The organism is Vibrio hepatarius, from assembly GCF_011806575.1.
In the GTDB taxonomy this organism is placed as follows: domain Bacteria; phylum Pseudomonadota; class Gammaproteobacteria; order Enterobacterales; family Vibrionaceae; genus Vibrio; species Vibrio hepatarius_A.
Map to the genome: position 1 here is coordinate 67,344 of NZ_JAATOO010000013.1, position 15,633 is coordinate 82,976.

The 15,633-nt window shown below is 44.7% G+C and carries 12 protein-coding genes and 2 pseudogenes; 5 read left to right on the forward strand and 9 right to left on the reverse strand.

Features of this window, described 5'->3' with window-relative positions:
• Positions 1–38: 38 nt before the first annotated feature.
• Positions 39–226: pseudogene (locus HCZ42_RS21705) on the forward strand (IS5/IS1182 family transposase); the annotation flags it as partial.
• A gap of 791 nt (positions 227–1,017) precedes the next feature.
• Here the strand turns inward: HCZ42_RS21705 and HCZ42_RS12140 are convergent.
• Genes HCZ42_RS12140 through HCZ42_RS12160 form a run of 5 tightly spaced genes read right to left on the reverse strand, consistent with a single transcriptional unit; the run spans position 1,018 to position 6,414 of the window.
• Positions 1,018–2,502: a sulfatase gene (locus HCZ42_RS12140; RefSeq protein ID WP_167420946.1), complete on the reverse strand. Its 1,485-nt coding sequence runs from the start codon at positions 2,500–2,502 to the stop codon at positions 1,018–1,020.
• A complete protein-coding gene (locus HCZ42_RS12145) occupies positions 2,489–3,994 on the reverse strand; it encodes a tripartite tricarboxylate transporter permease (protein ID WP_167420947.1) in 1,506 nt (501 codons plus the stop codon). Before HCZ42_RS12145 ends, HCZ42_RS12140 begins: the two co-directional genes overlap by 14 nt.
• Positions 3,995–4,003: 9 nt before the next feature.
• On the reverse strand, positions 4,004–4,510 hold the full coding sequence (locus HCZ42_RS12150; RefSeq protein WP_167420948.1) for a tripartite tricarboxylate transporter TctB family protein: 507 nt from the start codon (positions 4,508–4,510) through the stop codon (positions 4,004–4,006).
• A 4-nt stretch (positions 4,511–4,514) separates the two neighbouring features.
• On the reverse strand, positions 4,515–5,507 hold the full coding sequence (locus HCZ42_RS12155) for a Bug family tripartite tricarboxylate transporter substrate binding protein (protein WP_167420949.1): 993 nt from the start codon (positions 5,505–5,507) through the stop codon (positions 4,515–4,517).
• Positions 5,497–6,414, reverse strand: coding sequence for a LysR family transcriptional regulator (locus HCZ42_RS12160; RefSeq protein WP_167420950.1), 918 nt, complete (start codon positions 6,412–6,414; stop codon positions 5,497–5,499). Before HCZ42_RS12160 ends, HCZ42_RS12155 begins: the two co-directional genes overlap by 11 nt.
• Before the next feature lie 113 nt (positions 6,415–6,527).
• On the opposite strand from HCZ42_RS12160, the gene HCZ42_RS12165 reads away from it, so the two are divergent.
• From HCZ42_RS12165 to HCZ42_RS22115, 4 genes are all read left to right on the forward strand, one after another.
• Positions 6,528–7,772, forward strand: coding sequence for an anaerobic sulfatase maturase (locus HCZ42_RS12165; protein WP_167420951.1), 1,245 nt, complete (start codon positions 6,528–6,530; stop codon positions 7,770–7,772).
• Positions 7,773–8,089: 317 nt separating this feature from the next.
• Positions 8,090–9,499, forward strand: a complete 1,410-nt coding sequence (locus HCZ42_RS12170; RefSeq protein WP_254868954.1) for a pectate lyase — start codon at positions 8,090–8,092, stop codon at positions 9,497–9,499.
• A gap of 93 nt (positions 9,500–9,592) precedes the next feature.
• The gene (locus tag HCZ42_RS12175; protein ID WP_167420953.1) at positions 9,593–9,922 is read left to right on the forward strand and encodes a YidH family protein; all 330 of its coding nucleotides are present in this window, start codon (positions 9,593–9,595) and stop codon (positions 9,920–9,922) included.
• An 8-nt stretch (positions 9,923–9,930) separates the two neighbouring features.
• Complete coding sequence (locus HCZ42_RS22115; RefSeq protein WP_368484189.1) at positions 9,931–10,218, forward strand: DUF202 domain-containing protein; 288 nt, start codon at positions 9,931–9,933, stop codon at positions 10,216–10,218.
• 476 nt (positions 10,219–10,694) lie between these two features.
• Here the strand turns inward: HCZ42_RS22115 and HCZ42_RS12185 are convergent, their stop codons facing one another.
• The 4 genes and pseudogenes from HCZ42_RS12185 to HCZ42_RS21870 all read right to left on the reverse strand — a co-directional run bounded on the left by HCZ42_RS12185 (position 10,695) and on the right by HCZ42_RS21870 (position 15,585).
• Complete coding sequence (locus HCZ42_RS12185; RefSeq protein ID WP_167420955.1) at positions 10,695–13,205, reverse strand: bifunctional diguanylate cyclase/phosphodiesterase; 2,511 nt, start codon at positions 13,203–13,205, stop codon at positions 10,695–10,697.
• A 401-nt stretch (positions 13,206–13,606) separates the two neighbouring features.
• Positions 13,607–14,143 carry a conjugal transfer protein TraL gene (locus HCZ42_RS12190; protein ID WP_167420956.1) on the reverse strand — a complete coding sequence of 179 codons (537 nt, stop codon included), beginning with the start codon at positions 14,141–14,143 and terminating at the stop codon, positions 13,607–13,609.
• Between the two features lie 10 nt (positions 14,144–14,153).
• Positions 14,154–15,098, reverse strand: a pseudogene (locus HCZ42_RS21865) (type IV secretory system conjugative DNA transfer family protein).
• An 82-nt stretch (positions 15,099–15,180) separates the two neighbouring features.
• The gene (locus HCZ42_RS21870; protein ID WP_254868963.1) at positions 15,181–15,585 is read right to left on the reverse strand and encodes a type IV secretory system conjugative DNA transfer family protein; all 405 of its coding nucleotides are present in this window, start codon (positions 15,583–15,585) and stop codon (positions 15,181–15,183) included.
• Positions 15,586–15,633 lie beyond the last annotated feature (48 nt).

The window sequence follows — 15,633 nt, forward strand, 5'->3', positions numbered from 1 at the left end:
GAATGAAATCAAAGCAAACAGAACAAGCGCGGTAGGCCTGTCAGAAGCTCTATGGTGGGTATCACAAGACTCCACTTTCAGAAACAGTTATGTATCGAGTGAAGCCGTTGCTGAGCGGGAGACCAAATCTGAGAAACTACAATGCTCAAGTGAAACCTACGTCATGATTAAAGCACTGAACAAGCTTATAGGAGTTGGTATGCCAAAAACTCAGTGTGTTGTATGAAAATTATTAATTTTCAGGCGATTTGTTCTCTTGTCCAAATTACGAAAAAAGCCGTCGGCTTAATCAAAATAACCGAAACAGTTCCGTGCCCTTATCCCAATAACCTTTGCATAACCAAACTAAGAGCACTTCGCTGAGTAGGAAGAAATCTGGAAAAAAGCAAGGGGCTCAACTAGGACATAAAGGGCATCGCCGACTTCTTCACCCCTGAGAAGACAGAGTCTCAGTTGAGCAATATCTACCCGTTAAGACATGCCATTGTGGTGGTTGTGTTATTCCGAATAATAAACTATACAAGCGTCACCAAGCTTTTGATTTGGCAGATATTTCTTACAAACTTATTGAGCATCAAGCCCTTAGAGACGAGTGATCATGGTGTGGAGATAAACATCAGGTTCTACTTCAAGAGCGTGTTCCAGAAGTACAGATGGGCCCAAACTTACACAGTTTTGTTGCTATCTAAGCTACGCAGCATCACCAAAGTATTGGAAAGATCCAATCTATGCTAAATCTTAACTTCTCGACTGGTGCAATATCAGCAGCTCAGGCCGAGTGACGGAGTACTTTGCTGATACCCACACCGACGTACATAACAAGGTTAAAGCGTCTGAACTTATTAAGGCCGATATAAAACTTCTCATCAGCTTAACAATAGCAGGCGATGGATGTGGGCGTCTCTGGAATGTTGACTGGTGAGAACATCAAACCCATCAGTTTCCATAGTATTTTTAGCTGAAGTGCCAGACTTCGTTGGAACGGATACAGATTAGAACATAACTGCGTAAATTAGGTTAGTGATTTCCATAGGGGAGATTCAGGCGTTCATACTGTTCGTTCGGGCTCTCATGTTCCTGCATGAGTTGATACATCAGGCTCAGCATCCGCATTTTTACCTCTTCATCATTTATGGGGAATTTCTGCTGCGGATCGTTTTCGATGTCAAAGCAGAGGTCGCCCCAGCTTAGATGCTGGTTAAATTGATAGCAACTGTTGTTGGGAAACAAGCCATGATTAGCATTGACTCGTAACAGAGGGGTGTTTTGGGCGTAGCGGTAGTGGCTGACTAAAGTTTGGTCTGCAAGTTTTAACTCCTCTGGACTGAAAGGCGTGAACAAATGAGAGGGCATTAATGTATAGTTATACAGTGGTGCATTCGTTGCGTTCTGAGCGGCGCGCATATAGACAAAACGACCATCCGTAACGTTAACGTGTTTACCAAAGTAGCCAAAGAGTGCGCCCTCGCGAACGTTCTTGTCATGGGCAATCACCTCCGCGAGATCGTGACCCATCACTTCATCGGGTACTTCTAGACCAAAATAGCTCAGCAAAGTCGGCATAAGATCAATCGTTTGTACCAGTGACTGCCTTGTTTGATTTTTCTGTTTGGACCTCGGATCCCAAATGAATAACGGAATATTGCATAACTCTTGATAGGTTGGCATGTAGTTTTTGCCAAAAAATCCATGTTCGCCGAGCAGGAAGCCGTGATCCGTATTGACGATCAACATCGTGTCTTCCCACAGGTTATGTTCATCAAGAAAGTCAAGCACTTTCCCCAAATAGTAGTCACACATACTTAGTGCTGCAGCGTAGTGGCGACAAGCGTCTCGTTGAACGCCTTCGCTTTGCTCTTGAAAAGGGGCATACTTCGGCCAATCGTGTTCGTCTGATCCTAAACCATACGGTTCATAAAAGCGTCTGGGAGCTGTAAACGGCTCATGGGGATCAAAATATTCAAGTTGCAGTAACCAATTGTCTGAATGTTTGTTGGCTGTTAAAAACTCCATACCACTTTTAAAGGTGCGTATGTGAGGATGGTTTTGTTCGTCAGCCGTATAAAGGCGATTGACCCGATCCTGACGTCGAATGTCCCATTTGTATTGAAACCCTTCAACTTGTGGCTTCCACCAGTCACCTTCTTGGCCTCGCACCATGTCATAGGACGAAAAACGACTCAGGTAGGTGAGCCCGCCATCATGCCAGTAGTGGCAGTGATCGGTTGAGCAGTGTGAGTAGATATGGCTTTTCATCAGCAGTTCGGGCAGTGAATGGTCGAACGGTTCTAATGGGCCCCAAGAACGATGTAAAAAGTTATATCGACCAGTATGCATTTCTCTTCTGGCTGGCATACATGGCATGCTTCCAGTATAAGCACGGTCAAATCGCACTGTTTTTTGGGCTAACCGCTTAAAGTTTGGTGTTTTCGTCCAATTATTCCCATAAGCGGAAAGGTATTTTTTATTGAGAGAGTCAAACATGATGTTAATTGCTTTCATAAATCACTTTCCTTTTTTGTAGATTAATCAGGTAATAAACAATGGCGGCGATCACCAAAACAAGGTTGACGATGAGAATGGTGGTACCGATAGGGCGTTCGAGAAAAATGCCAAACCCATTTTGAGAGATGAGCAAAGAGCGTCTGAGGTTTCCTTCTGCAATTGGCCCTAAGATGAAACCAATCACAATCGGCGCGAGGGGAAATCCAGATTGACGGAGCAGATAACCAACAACCCCAAGTGCCAGCATTACCCAAAGATCAAAGGTGGCAGACTGCAACGAAAACGTGCCAAGAATAGAAAGGATAAGGACGATCGGGAGCAGTATACTTTTTTTCAGTTTGAGCACAGAGACAAAAAGCGGTGTCATCAGCAGGCCAAGAAGCAAGAGGAACACATTGCTGAGTAAATAAGAGAGAAAAACCCCTCCCACAATATCGCCACTCAAGGCAAACAGCTGAGGTCCGGGTTGCAACCCTAACAACATTAAAGCACTCATCAACACGGCGCAGGAGGCACCCCCGGAAACGGCCAGCGCCAAAGTAGGAATCATGGCACCGCCGCAACAGGCATTGTTTGAAGACTCGGTTGTGACAACACCCCCTTCAGCGCCTTTCCCGTATTCTTCCGGCGTTTTAGAGAGTGAACGAGTAACCGCATAAGACGCAAATGAAGAGATGATGCCACTTGCACCGGGTATGGCACCGAAGAATGTTCCGATTACACTCGAGCGAACTAAATTGGTTTTGTGTTTGAACACCAGCATCAGGCTGTGAAAGGAGACTTTCACCTTTTCGATTTTAGGTTTGAAATTGAGATCGCCGCTCTGAACCTGAATCATGACTTCGGAAATCGCAAAAAGACCAACCACGACCGAGCCAATGTTCAATCCGCTGAGTAAATCGCTAGACCCAAATGTAAACCGCTCGGCCATAGAGAGTTGATCAGTGCCGATGGTCGCCAGCAGTAAACCTAAGCAACCACTCATTAACCCTCTTACTGTCGATTCGCTCGACACAATAGTAATGGATAACAAACCAGTGATGGATAACGCGAAATATTCTGGCGGGCCAAAATTCATTGCGACGGAAGCCAGCATCGGCGTAAAAAAGATGAGCATGATTCCGCCGATTAGTCCTCCCAAAGCGGAAGCGGAAATCGCGATACCAATCGCATCGGCAGAACGGCCTTTTTTGGCCATGGGGTAACCATCCAACAGTGTTGCGGCTGCAAGTGGCGTACCCGGTATCCGGAGCAATATGGCTGATATTGCCCCTCCGCAGGAACCACCAATGAATATTGCGACCAGCAGACCAATGCCCGCGACAGGGGGTAATTGATAGGCGAAGGGAAGCAAAAGAATCATTCCCATCAGCGGGCCTAAACCGGGGAACACGCCGACCAATAGCCCCAAAACTGTACCGAGAACCACATTAAGGAAAACGGTAATGGTCAGGAACTGATCTCCCCCTTCGAACATGATTTCGTACATGCGTTTACCTCACCAGACTGACGGATAGAACCCTATGGGTAAAACAACGTTCAACCACTCCTGAAAAATTACATAAAGTGCCGCGGTGATGACGACAGATCCCAACAGGCACTTTGCGTTTGTTCCAGCATGTAACGCCTTAAACAGGAGAAATAGGTAGAAAGGCGTGAGCAATAAGTAGCCGACAGAAGTCAGCAAATATTGATAGGCGACGGTTAACCCCACGACAGAGAACACCGTCACCAGTTTGCTTCGCGCGGAGGGGAGCGTGTCTGGCAATGAGACTTCTGCCTCTTTGTTTGCCCGAAGAAACCATGTGTCGATCACATCCAGACACAGAAACAATGCCATTAATATTACAACGTAATAGGGATACATTCCGGCGTTAGCCAGCGGTCCACCGCTGGCTGCGCCTTGCTCGGCAAGATTCGTCTCAATTTGCTGAATAACAAGCACAATCACGAACAGGAAAATACAGTAAGCGCCAATCGACGTCGTCTTAAACTGCGTGACCATGAGGTTACTCCCCAGCTTTTTCAAGCTGATCTTGTTCCCAATAAATGGCGGTTTGCGCAGTTTTGAGTTGGTCGCTCACTTTCGCTGCGGACTCTTCGTATTTCTCCGGAGGGAGCAACAGTGGCAAAAATCCAAGTTTGGCCAACTGTTGTTGAAGCTCTGGCTTCTCAATGGCCTTCTTCATTGCCGCACGTAAAATGTCAACAACGTCATCTGGGGTGTCTTTGCGCACAACAAACCAGTTCCAGCCTACGGCACTAAGGCCACTTAATGCCAAATCAATCCCGTAATCGTCCAGGGTCGGGCCGTTATCAAACATGGCGGCCACTTTTTTATCGTTGTGCAACACCACAAGAGGTTTAAATGCATCGGCATTACTTCGGTACGTGGTCGGATCATTGAAGGTGAAATCTAAAAGCCCGCTGCGCAGGTCTTTGTGCGCGTCCCCATCTTGGCTGTAGGGAATGTTTCTGGCGTAAATCCCTTGTGAGCGCAACAACTGCGCCATGATCATGTGGGGCAGATTATTGTATGAGCCGGAGGAATAACGTAATTTGCCCGGATTCTTTTTGGCATACTCGATAAAGCTCGGTAAATCGTGCCAGCGTGTCTCGTTTTTTCTGACCGCAATAGCAAAAGGAACCTGCGTGGCGGACCAGAGCGGTTTAAAGTCTTTATAGGTGTAATCACCATTCCCCAGATTAGGTTGAAGAACAAGGTTTGCGACCCAGGCGTCGATAATGGTATAGCCATCTGCTGGCTTATTGAGTGCCGTTTCTATGGCTTTCACGCCCGCGCCACCCGGCGTGGAAATGACATTGATGTTCACACCCAGTTCTTTGGCCATGGCGTCCGAAATAAGCTGGGTTACCGCGTACGATGTGCCAGGACCCCATGGAAAAAAGTTTTCAATGTTTCTTTTTGGGAAGGTGTTGGCAGCCACGCCAAACGAAAAACAGACTGCCAGAATGGTTGGGATAAATCGGTCAATCATCATTTTTTGATACCCTCTTTTTGTCCACTTGTTCGCTCAAACATTCAATAAAAATTCGCTGAGCGTCGGTGGGTGTGGTGTCTTTTCTTATCCATGCACCACTTGTAAATTGCCAGTGCAGTCCGTTGCATTTAAGTGGCTTTAATCCATTTAATAACGCTTTGTTTTGCAGCCTGTCAGGTAAGACAAGAATGTGTTCTGACTCACTGACCACCGCAGGAATGCTCTCCCAGTAAGCACTGCGAAAAGCAATATTGGCAGGAGGTAACTGATGTTCATGGAAAAAGTGATTGATAACCTGTGCAACATCGTTGGACTGAGTGAGGATCACCCACGGATAAGGCTGTAGCATTTCGATGCTGACGGATTTCTCTGACTGCAAAGGGTGCGTTGAGGCCGTGACTAACGACACCGAACTTTCCCACAAAGCAATGAAATCAAATTCTCCGAATGAACGGGCAGGTAAGGTATCACTGGCGACAACCACATCCAGCTCGGATACAGAAAGTTGTTGTAACATCTCTTCCTGAGAGCCGGCGTGAAGCTCGAATGAAACTTCAGGCATTGCGCGATAAAGTGCGAGTACGGCCTCTGGCAACATTTCCGCTGCCCATACTGGCCCCGCACCAACACGTAGCCGAGTGCCTCGGCCTGCCGTTGCCGCTTTTAGCTCTTCTTCCAACAAGAAATGCTCATGCTCAATGCGCTTCGCTCGGTTCACGAGAATTTGCCCGAAATCCGTGATTTTTACGCCTTTTGATGTTCGTTCCAAAATTGGAACGCCATAACTCTCTTCAAGTCTCTGCATATTCCTTGTCAAAGCAGGCTGGCTGATGCCCAGCTGAAGGCTGGCATGTTTGAGCGAACGACTTTTCGAGACGACGATAAGCTGAAGCAATAACCTATTCATTAACTATCTCCTTGATGAATTAACTTAAAGGTATATCATTAAAATCGGTTAATCTGTGACCAGTTGTTGATTTTTGGCCATATCCTTCACAACAGAGAATGGAGGTGCCTGCAATGGATCGAGGCAAAAAAAATCACGCCAATCGCCCCCTCAATGTGATGGCGAAGCCGTGTGGTGCAACGTGCAACATTCAGTGTGAGTACTGCTTTTATCTGGAAAAACAGTGTCTGTATAAAGACACAAATCAGCACGTGATGTCTGAAAGCACATTGGAACGCTTTATTGCTCAGAACATAGAGGCCAATGACGACGATGACGTGAGTTTTGTCTGGCAGGGAGGAGAGCCAACGTTAATCGGGCTCGATTTTTATCGCCGCGTCGTTCAAATTCAAAATAAATATAAGGGCAAGAAAACCACTACTAATTTTTTACAGTCGAATGGTATTGCGCTTAATGATTCTTGGTGCCGTTTCTTAAAAGAAAATCGCTTTATTGTGGGTATTTCTATCGATGGGCCAAAGCACCTTCATGATTTATATCGACGAACAAAAACAAACACCGGTACGTTCGATAAGGTAATGACGAGTATTCGTCGATTAAAAAAATACAAAATTAAATTTAATACGCTGACGGTGATTAATAATGACAATGTTAACTTCCCGTTGGAAATCTATGATTTTTTAAAATCAATCGGTTCGAGTTATCTCCAGTTTATTCCACTCGTTGAACGCAAATCAGAAATACCAACCCAAGAGGGGCTATATTTTGTCGACCCTGACCATCACCAAGCAAAAGTCACTCATTGGTCTGTGCCCCCAACTAAATACGGCCAGTTTCTTACTCGCATCTTTGATGAGTGGGTAATGAAGGATGTTGGTAACGTGTATGTGCAAATGTTTGAAGTGACTTTCGCGGCATGGCGAGGTTTAGGGAATGCTTTGTGCGTGTTCTCGGACAGTTGCCAGGGTTATGTGGCGATGGAAGCGAATGGTGATGTCTACGCCTGCGACCATTTTGTCTACCCTCACTATTTACTGGGCAATATTCATCAATCCTCATTACAAGAAATCGCCACCAGTGAACAGGCGGTCTCATTTGGAAAAAACAAATCCGCGCTGAATCACCAATGTCGTAGTTGTAAATTTTTACCCATCTGCAACGGGGGGTGCCCTAAACATCGGTTTGCCATTTCAAGTGGTGGTTTTGCCCATCACAATTATTTCTGTGAATCCTATTTTCATTTTTATCGCCATGTCACTTGGGCAATGAATGTGATGAGCGATATGGTGGAAAATAATATTCCTATTGAATACATAATGGCGCTGTCTCGCCAGAAAGTAATAGGTGTGAATGAGTGAAAATTTATTTAATAAGGAGGTGAGGATGCCAATATTAAAATTAATTGAGTAGCAAGCAATATTTATATTATGGCCCGAATAAAAAGGAGTCAGTGATGAACATTAAACGAGAAAATAATACTGAAGAAAGAAAAGTTAAACGTCGGAAAGATTGTTATTTTGTTCTCTTTCTATCGATATTTTGGGTTATCTATGGCAAGGGAATATCAGCGTCAGAAAAAAACGCTGGAAATGAAATCTATGTCGATTGCTTACAAGACCAGGACGGTGACGGAACGCTCGCTTCTCCAATCAATAATCTTGAAACACTCAACCGCATGGCATTGAACGCTGGTGATACGGTGCGCTTTAAAAAGGGCACCCGATGCCGAGGCAGCGTTGTCGCGAGCACCTCTGGTACCGCTGGCGCTGCTATCGTGTATGAAGATTATGGAACCGCGAAAAATCGCCCGCATATTGAAGCCAATGGACAAGAGCAAGCGTTTTGGGTTCAGGACGCAAGTTGGGTCACCGTTAAAAATCTGGCCCTTTCGGCGCCCGGAGATGGAAAGCAGCCAAGAAGAGGGGTCTGGGTAACCGCAGAGGACACGGGTGAGCACAAGGGTATCCAACTGCTTAATTTAGATATTACAAATGTGCGTGGGCAAATGCCGTCGACAGTAGAGGGGGGGCAGCATGGCACGGGCAAATACGCCAACGCGTCAGGCGGTATTATTGTGGAAGCAAGAGGAGCGTCGGTACCCACCTGGTTCAATGGGTTGGAGATTAAGAACAACCGTATTTCTGATGTTGACCGACAAGGGATTTATACTTGGTCGAACTGGTGCCAGCGCCCAGAGCTGGTGCCTTTTTGGTATGAGCTGTGTACCGCGCAGTGGCAGCCGTTTGAAAACACGACCATTAGCGGCAATCAACTGTCTAACATTGGTGGCGATGGCATTGCACCGATGACCACCAAAAGTGGGCGTGTAGAACACAACACGTTAGCGGGATTTAATCTTCGATCTCAGTCTCCCAATGCTGGTATGTGGTCAGCAAACAGTGACGATGTGGTGTATCAATACAACGTGACTTCTGGAGGAAAAACGATAAGAGATGGCATGGCGTATGATGTGGACCATTCAACCAATGGCATTGTTTATCAGTACAATATCTCGTGGAACAATGAGGGGGGCTTTATGCTGATTTGCCCTTATGGCGACTTAAAAAAAGGACGAGCGAGCGATTTTGTTGTTCGGTATAACTTGTCTGTGGATGATAGAACTCGGACGTTCCAAGTGTGCGGAGGCGGCGTGTTCAACGGACAAATTTACAACAATACGTTTTTACTTCCCACTGATGCTTCAAACACGCCAAGAGTTCATACTATCCTAGTGGAACCGGCGACGCGAGATAATGTGGTTGAATTGATGTTTTCTAACAATATTTTCATGCAGTTAGAAAAAGGCATCGAACCTGAATGGAAGTATGACGACACCTCCATTCAGGGAAGCCATAACCTCTACTTTAATGCGCCTCCCATGGAAAGCGACGGTTACTTTTTCACGGAAGCCCCGAAATTGACGCAACCAGGTTTGGCTAATTACCAGTGGCAAGATTACGTACCATTGAGAGATTCCGTCACGGTTTCTCAAGGCGTCGAAGTAGACGATAGCGTAGACACCGATGCGTTGAATCAGGCCGTGAGCTCGCCACCGACTATAGGAGCCTTAGAACCTAGTCAGTAGGTTATTCAACTCTGATTTTTTTGAAGTTTTTGACTTTGAGCTTGGAAGCGGTTCTAGAATTCAGTTTCACAAACGACCAATGAGGAAAAGCATATGAAAATGGGCAAAGAACCGGACTATCGATTTTCGCTTGCCAATGAACGTACATTTTTAGCTTGGATTCGAACGTCGCTTGCTTTTTTAATTGCCGCGCTTGGTATTGACTTGTTTGAAACTACTCATGTGTTGCCAAGATATATGACTTTTCTAGGATCTGGGTTTGCGCTTATTGCGATATGTACGGGCGTGTGGGCACTTATTCGTTGGTATTTGAATGAAAGAGCTATGCGATTGGATGCACCATTTTGTTACAGTAGTAGTTTGTTCGTGTTGGTCTTGTCCCTGGTTATACTCAGTTCCATTGCGGCGTTCTTTATATTATGAGCAAAGCAATGGAACGAGAGCGGGGGTTACAGAGTGAGCGTACAACGTTGGCATGGTCACGAAGTGCATTATTGTTTGTTACAAGCGCTGTAATGGTGTTGCGCTTTGGTCTGCCGTCTGTGCTGAATTTAGTTGCGCTGACATTTGGACTCTGTGTGCTCTTAACTGGTGTACACAATAGACAGAATGAGCTTTTGAAAAGTGGAAAACCACTCGTCAATATGCAGCTAATGATCAGGCATGCCTTTCTGTCTTCGTTTGTTTCGCTGGCTGCATTATGGGTTTTTCTTGTATGAGGTGTATGAGGTGTATGCGGTTGTTTCTTACTTAATATAAGACAAAGAAGGTTTTAGCTTTACGACGAATGAGTTTGACGCGATACAAGAGTATAAGATTAACCGAGCCCCATCGATTGTTCAGTACGTTGTTTCCAATGCCAATTAAAGGCGCACAACTTGTGACAACCCACCATTGGGGGTAAATACGGTTCCAAATAAATGATTGGTGGTGTTGTATCAAGTACAAATTTTGTACCTAGTTAGAAAGTCTGTGGTTATGACATCGTGTTGTCCTTTCAAACTAGCTGTTCTTAGATAAACCTGAGCACGTTGCTTAACTACCCTGAGAAATCGCCAATATGCTCTACACAACTAATTCCGTCTAGAAGCGTAAGCTTTATCCAACGGTTGACTTATCGATTAAAGGTGATGTTTTTCCATTTTATGACTATGTTTGAACAAAGGCTGACTGACTAAATGTAAACTTGACACAGTTACACAGAATTATTTAAGTCTCCGCTAACGTTGAGAGATGATGAGTATTTTTTCTCCACTTGTTCGATAGAAATAGGGCGGTCGATTAAGTAACCTTGCAATACATCGCAACCGTAATCAGTTAGTAGTTCTTTTTGTTTTTTTGTTTCCACGCCTTCTGCGACAATACGCACATTGATCGATTTTGCTAGAGCGATAATGGCTTTAATTAAAGAGTCACTTTGTGAAGAAGTCAGCATTTTGTCCACGAACGCTTTATCAATTTTTAATTCGTCTAATGACAGGTTACTCAAATAACTTAAAGAAGAATAACCCGTGCCAAAGTCATCTAAGGAAACAGTAAAACCAAGGCGTTTTAATTGAGCTATTATAGGCGCAACTTTGGGTAAATCATGGATCAAGACATTTTCGGTGATTTCTAAGTTTACTCGATCGCTTTGTAGTCGATATGTTCGTAATGATGATTGAAGTTGCTCTATGAATTTTCCGTTAAGTAACTGTAATGGAGATATATTAATTGAAAGAACTACTTTAGATTCTGGACTAGGAAATACCGTACTAAACTCTTTACAAGCTTGTTCTAAAACAAACCCTCCAAGTTGATCAATCAAACCGATTTCTTCAGCAAGTGGAATGAACTCGATAGGGGAAACGTGGCCTAAATGACGATTGTGCCAGCGGAGCAAGCTTTCGACACCATAGAGCTCTCCTGTTTGAGCGTTGACTTGCGGTTGATAAACGACGGTCAGTTCATTCCTATTCAGTGCACTTCTTAGTTCACGCTCAAGAACAAACTCATACTTAACTTGTTTTTCAATGGATTCGTCAAAAAATAGAACATCGCCTTTTTGACGTGCTTTGGTTCTGTAGAGCACAATTTCTGCTTTAGATATCAAAACTTCGGGTTTATCTCCATCCACAGGGTACATAGAAACACCTACGGAACAACTGACGAAAAGAACCTTACCATCGATAGTAAATTGTTGAGTAAAAACGTTTTTGATGCAGTCAACTTTACTTTGGGCTTCGGTTATATCCCATAAATTTGGAAAACAAAAAACAAATTCGTCTCCTCCAAAACGTGCAACGTATTCGTCTGGATTCAAGAACGATTCAAATTGCTCACCGAGCATATGAAGCAATTTGTCTCCTACAGAGTGGCCATATAGATCATTCACCTTTTTAAAGTCATCAAGGTCGACAAACATGATTGCCAGCATGCGGTTGTTGGCTGTTGATTTTTCAATAAGGCTTGAAATTTTTTTGAGTAGCTGAGAGCGATTAGGTAGACCGGTTAATATATCGTGATTGGCTAAATACGCTAATTCGTCTCTATTGGATTTTAACTTATTGAAATCAAGGTTGATTCTCTTTTCAAAACGCAAAAATCTCTTGGCTATCAAACGGCTTAAAACGATTGAAGATAAGGCGACGACAATTGTAGTGATGACCCCCATCACCAACATATTCTTCAATGTACTATTCTGTTCGATGCGCGCTTGTTGAACTTTATCAGCTATGTATCGATTGGTTATCTCATCGTACATACCAGCCCCGATCACCCAGCCCCAGCTAGAATCTTTTACAACATAACTTGTCTTGTCATAGTTCGATAAACCTTTTGGCCCAAGTGGTGCTACGTAATTTATGAACTGTTTGTTAGCCGCTATTGTCCTTTCTCCAAAATTGAAACCGTTAGGGTCCTCCATTTGGAAAGCATTGCGCCCGATAAGATCTTGGTTAATGTGAGCTAGAATTGTTCCGAACTCATCTATTACAAAGACATATCCAAAATCACGAAATCGGACATTTTGTAACCAGTTTAGTGTGTCCGTTTTGATATCATTCTCAACGTTCTGGACGGAGTCGCTAGCGATGATGACCCAATTATAAGGCTCGAAGAGTTTGCCAAAGCTAATCTTTCTTCGTCGGTTATTGTCGTCCTCAGGCGCGATTGGCCTCCAGTCGTAAAACGTCTCCCCGTTTGTCTTAACCTGTTCGATAATTGACCGAACAATATAATTGCTATCGGCTTCTTCAAGCTGCCAAGATGGAGAACTTTCAATTTGGGAGCCGATAGGTTGCATAATATTCAAACCATCGGTTTGATAGATACCGATATGGCCCCTTCTATGATGGAATCTAAAATCTCGAAGTGCATCCGTAATGATTTTCTTTACTTGGGGTTGTGGTAGATGTGTATTTGCTTTAAAAAGACGTGCTGCTAGTTTGTACGCTTCGTGAACATAAGTTTCGACATTATTTTTCAGTTGTTTTTCCGTTTGAGATCTAGCGTATGTAATATGTTGAGTGACATACTCGACTCGGCTAATCAGGGTATTACGTCCATGTTGTTGATATTCATCAAGCTGCAATTTTAATGTATTCTCTGAGCTAATAATCACTCCTCTTGTGATGATCACTATCATTATAAGCATAAAAGTCGCAACTATTGTGGCGGGAGCATAAGTAATCAGTTTGAGGAGCTTTTTGTCGGTAATTGTGTTCATGCCTGACCTAAGTTCATACTTTTAGTACGTATTATTTTAGTTTGTGTTGATGATTTTGTTATTTGTAATGTTTAATATTTAAGATCTGGCGCAAATAATGATACCGTAAACATGCGGACGAGCGAGCGTTTCCCTCTCAGAGTCCACTCTGGCAGTCCTCATAAACCTCATAAAAGAAAATCGGTAAATGACGATCACTACAATGTGTGTGGAATCGTAATTCTCGCCTGCTTGGTTTCTGTTCTGCTTGATTCATCAATGATTGTCACCACTTAGTCTGCTCCTATTTTTGTGTCCGTACATGATATTTCCACCCATGTCTGCCATTGTGAACGCAGGAATACCAAACCTTGACCACATAGAGCTTAGAGCTTAGAGCTTAGAGCTCAATTAAAATGGGCTCAATGTTTAGTAGACCCTTCGGTATAGGGGTTACCAAAGCGGTCGAAGTAGTAGTTTTCGCCGTACTTACGGCCGTTTTGAAACGTTTCCACGTAGCTGATGGTACGAGCGCAATCGCTGGGACGTGAGGTGCTTTGTTTCTGGTAAATGTGACAGCGTTGGTCTTTGATGATTTGGCTCGGCTTTATCTCGGTTTTTACGCATCGGTGTTCGTCTTTGCTGGTTTCCCATCTCACACATTCACTGCGTGGCGGAACATAGGCGGCGTGGCCGCTGCGTGTGGTCATATCAAGCTCATTGGATGAGAAGCCATTTGGTATCTTCCCTGAGAAGAGATAAGAGGAGAAGCGAGGCAAAGGGGGCTTTAATCTCTTAATACGTTTTTTAAAAGCGTTTTTTGCATCGCCACAACCGCTCGGAAAGCCTGTAGGTAAGCGAAGCCAAATGGCACACTCATCGTCGTTGGTGGCGTGAGCGGGGTGAACAGGCAATAAATATACGACGGTGATAGCGATCACCAAGCGTTTATGTGTCATAGTACGTTCCTCAAGGTAAAGGAAGGAGAGGGATATCTGGAATGTTGGCTTCGGCGTACGTTACCCGCTCAGCAAACACAGGCTCTTCAAAGTAAATGATTTTCTCGGCAATAAAGGGGCGTTGGTTCTCTTTCAAAATCAGCGAGTGAATACCGAGATCTTTGGCTTTCGGGTGCTTTTCAAAACCCAGTGCAACAATTTCGTGGGGCATCAGTAATGGACGCCTTAACTCAGTATGGAGGATGGTTTTACTGGCCCCTTTACCCGTGTTGTGGCTGGTTTTCCGTTGCTTTACTGTCTTGGTTCCTAAGGTGTCAGAGAGGCGCCGAACGTTGTCGTCGACTTCTTTTGGTGGATACACCACTCTTACGCCTACGCCGTGATTTTTACGAATGTTTTGTGCGTATCCACGTCGATAAACCGCTTCAAGCTGGCCCTCATCTTGATAGATGGTGAGAAATCGAAGGTTTTACCCCGCGGTATAGCTGATGGCTTGTTCGAGTTGTTTAATTCGCCCAAGGGCGGTGAACTCATCCAGTAGCACAAGGCATTGATATTTCAGCGTGTTATCATGCTCGGGTAGGGTACGCATGTTTTCGGAGATCAACTGTTCAAAGAACAAGTTGAATAAGGCACCGAAGTTTTTAAGGTTGGCGGGTTGTCAGCCAACATAGATGCTCATCGGTTTTTTGCGCAGTTGGCGAAAGTTAAAATCGGAGTCATTGACCGCGGCAGCCGTGACGCGGTCACCGAATATGGCTAATGGACTGAGCAGTGTGCTTTCGACGCTAGAGTAGGTCTCTTCAGCCATCGATAAACAGCTATTGAACTCAAAACGCGCATCATCCGAGCTGTAGCTGTGCTTGAGTTCGCGACGACCACCATCAATTCCCCCAAGGTGAAGCACATAAGGCAGCGAGGGTTTGATCCCGTTTATGGCCTCGGTATCGAACATCCAACAACTGATGCCCTTAAACAGTTTGCCTGCAAGTTCGTTTCAAGTGTTACTTTTCTTATCCCCAGAAATTGGGTACAAGCTATTGGCAATGTTGAGGATATCCCCCGACGCGAAAGGTTGGGCTTCGACGAACATAGTCATAAGGGTTCCAACGGTGCGAGCGTAGCTCTTCTCGCGCTCTCGCCTGTTCATTGACAGCAAAGCCGTCTGGGGCAAACAGAAACACCTCTTGACCGCACCGTTTGCGAAACCCGCCGCTTTTCACCAAGTTCTCGAACTTAATGTCCACGCAAACCAATGAATCCGGGTAGGTGACGCAATTGGGGATCACCATACCGACCCCTTTGCCGCTGAGAGTTGGGGCGGGTACTTCAACAAATTGTGCGCTTTCAAGTTCGATGAAACGGCCTTTAAAGCGTCCTTTGGGCATTTTACCGAGTAAGATGCTCGGCTTCTTATTTGGAGCGTTGGGATCTGGGAACAGCCCGGACTGAGCTAAATCCTTATCGGTCGCAAATTTCGCGCCATTTTT

What these genes read in the sequence shown, in the direction of transcription:
- HCZ42_RS12140 (WP_167420946.1), bottom strand. Translation starts at nt 2,502, where the DNA reads ATGAAAGCAATTAACATCATGTTTGACTCTCTCAATAAAAAATACCTT.
- HCZ42_RS12145 (WP_167420947.1), bottom strand. Translation starts at nt 3,994, where the DNA reads ATGTACGAAATCATGTTCGAAGGGGGAGATCAGTTCCTGACCATTACC.
- HCZ42_RS12150 (WP_167420948.1), bottom strand. Translation starts at nt 4,510, where the DNA reads ATGGTCACGCAGTTTAAGACGACGTCGATTGGCGCTTACTGTATTTTC.
- HCZ42_RS12155 (WP_167420949.1), bottom strand. Translation starts at nt 5,507, where the DNA reads ATGATGATTGACCGATTTATCCCAACCATTCTGGCAGTCTGTTTTTCG.
- HCZ42_RS12160 (WP_167420950.1), bottom strand. Translation starts at nt 6,414, where the DNA reads ATGAATAGGTTATTGCTTCAGCTTATCGTCGTCTCGAAAAGTCGTTCG.
- HCZ42_RS12165 (WP_167420951.1), top strand. Translation starts at nt 6,528, where the DNA reads ATGGATCGAGGCAAAAAAAATCACGCCAATCGCCCCCTCAATGTGATG.
- HCZ42_RS12170 (WP_254868954.1), top strand. Translation starts at nt 8,090, where the DNA reads ATGGCATTGAACGCTGGTGATACGGTGCGCTTTAAAAAGGGCACCCGA.
- HCZ42_RS12175 (WP_167420953.1), top strand. Translation starts at nt 9,593, where the DNA reads ATGAAAATGGGCAAAGAACCGGACTATCGATTTTCGCTTGCCAATGAA.
- HCZ42_RS22115 (WP_368484189.1), top strand. Translation starts at nt 9,931, where the DNA reads ATGGAACGAGAGCGGGGGTTACAGAGTGAGCGTACAACGTTGGCATGG.
- HCZ42_RS12185 (WP_167420955.1), bottom strand. Translation starts at nt 13,205, where the DNA reads ATGAACACAATTACCGACAAAAAGCTCCTCAAACTGATTACTTATGCT.
- HCZ42_RS12190 (WP_167420956.1), bottom strand. Translation starts at nt 14,143, where the DNA reads ATGACACATAAACGCTTGGTGATCGCTATCACCGTCGTATATTTATTG.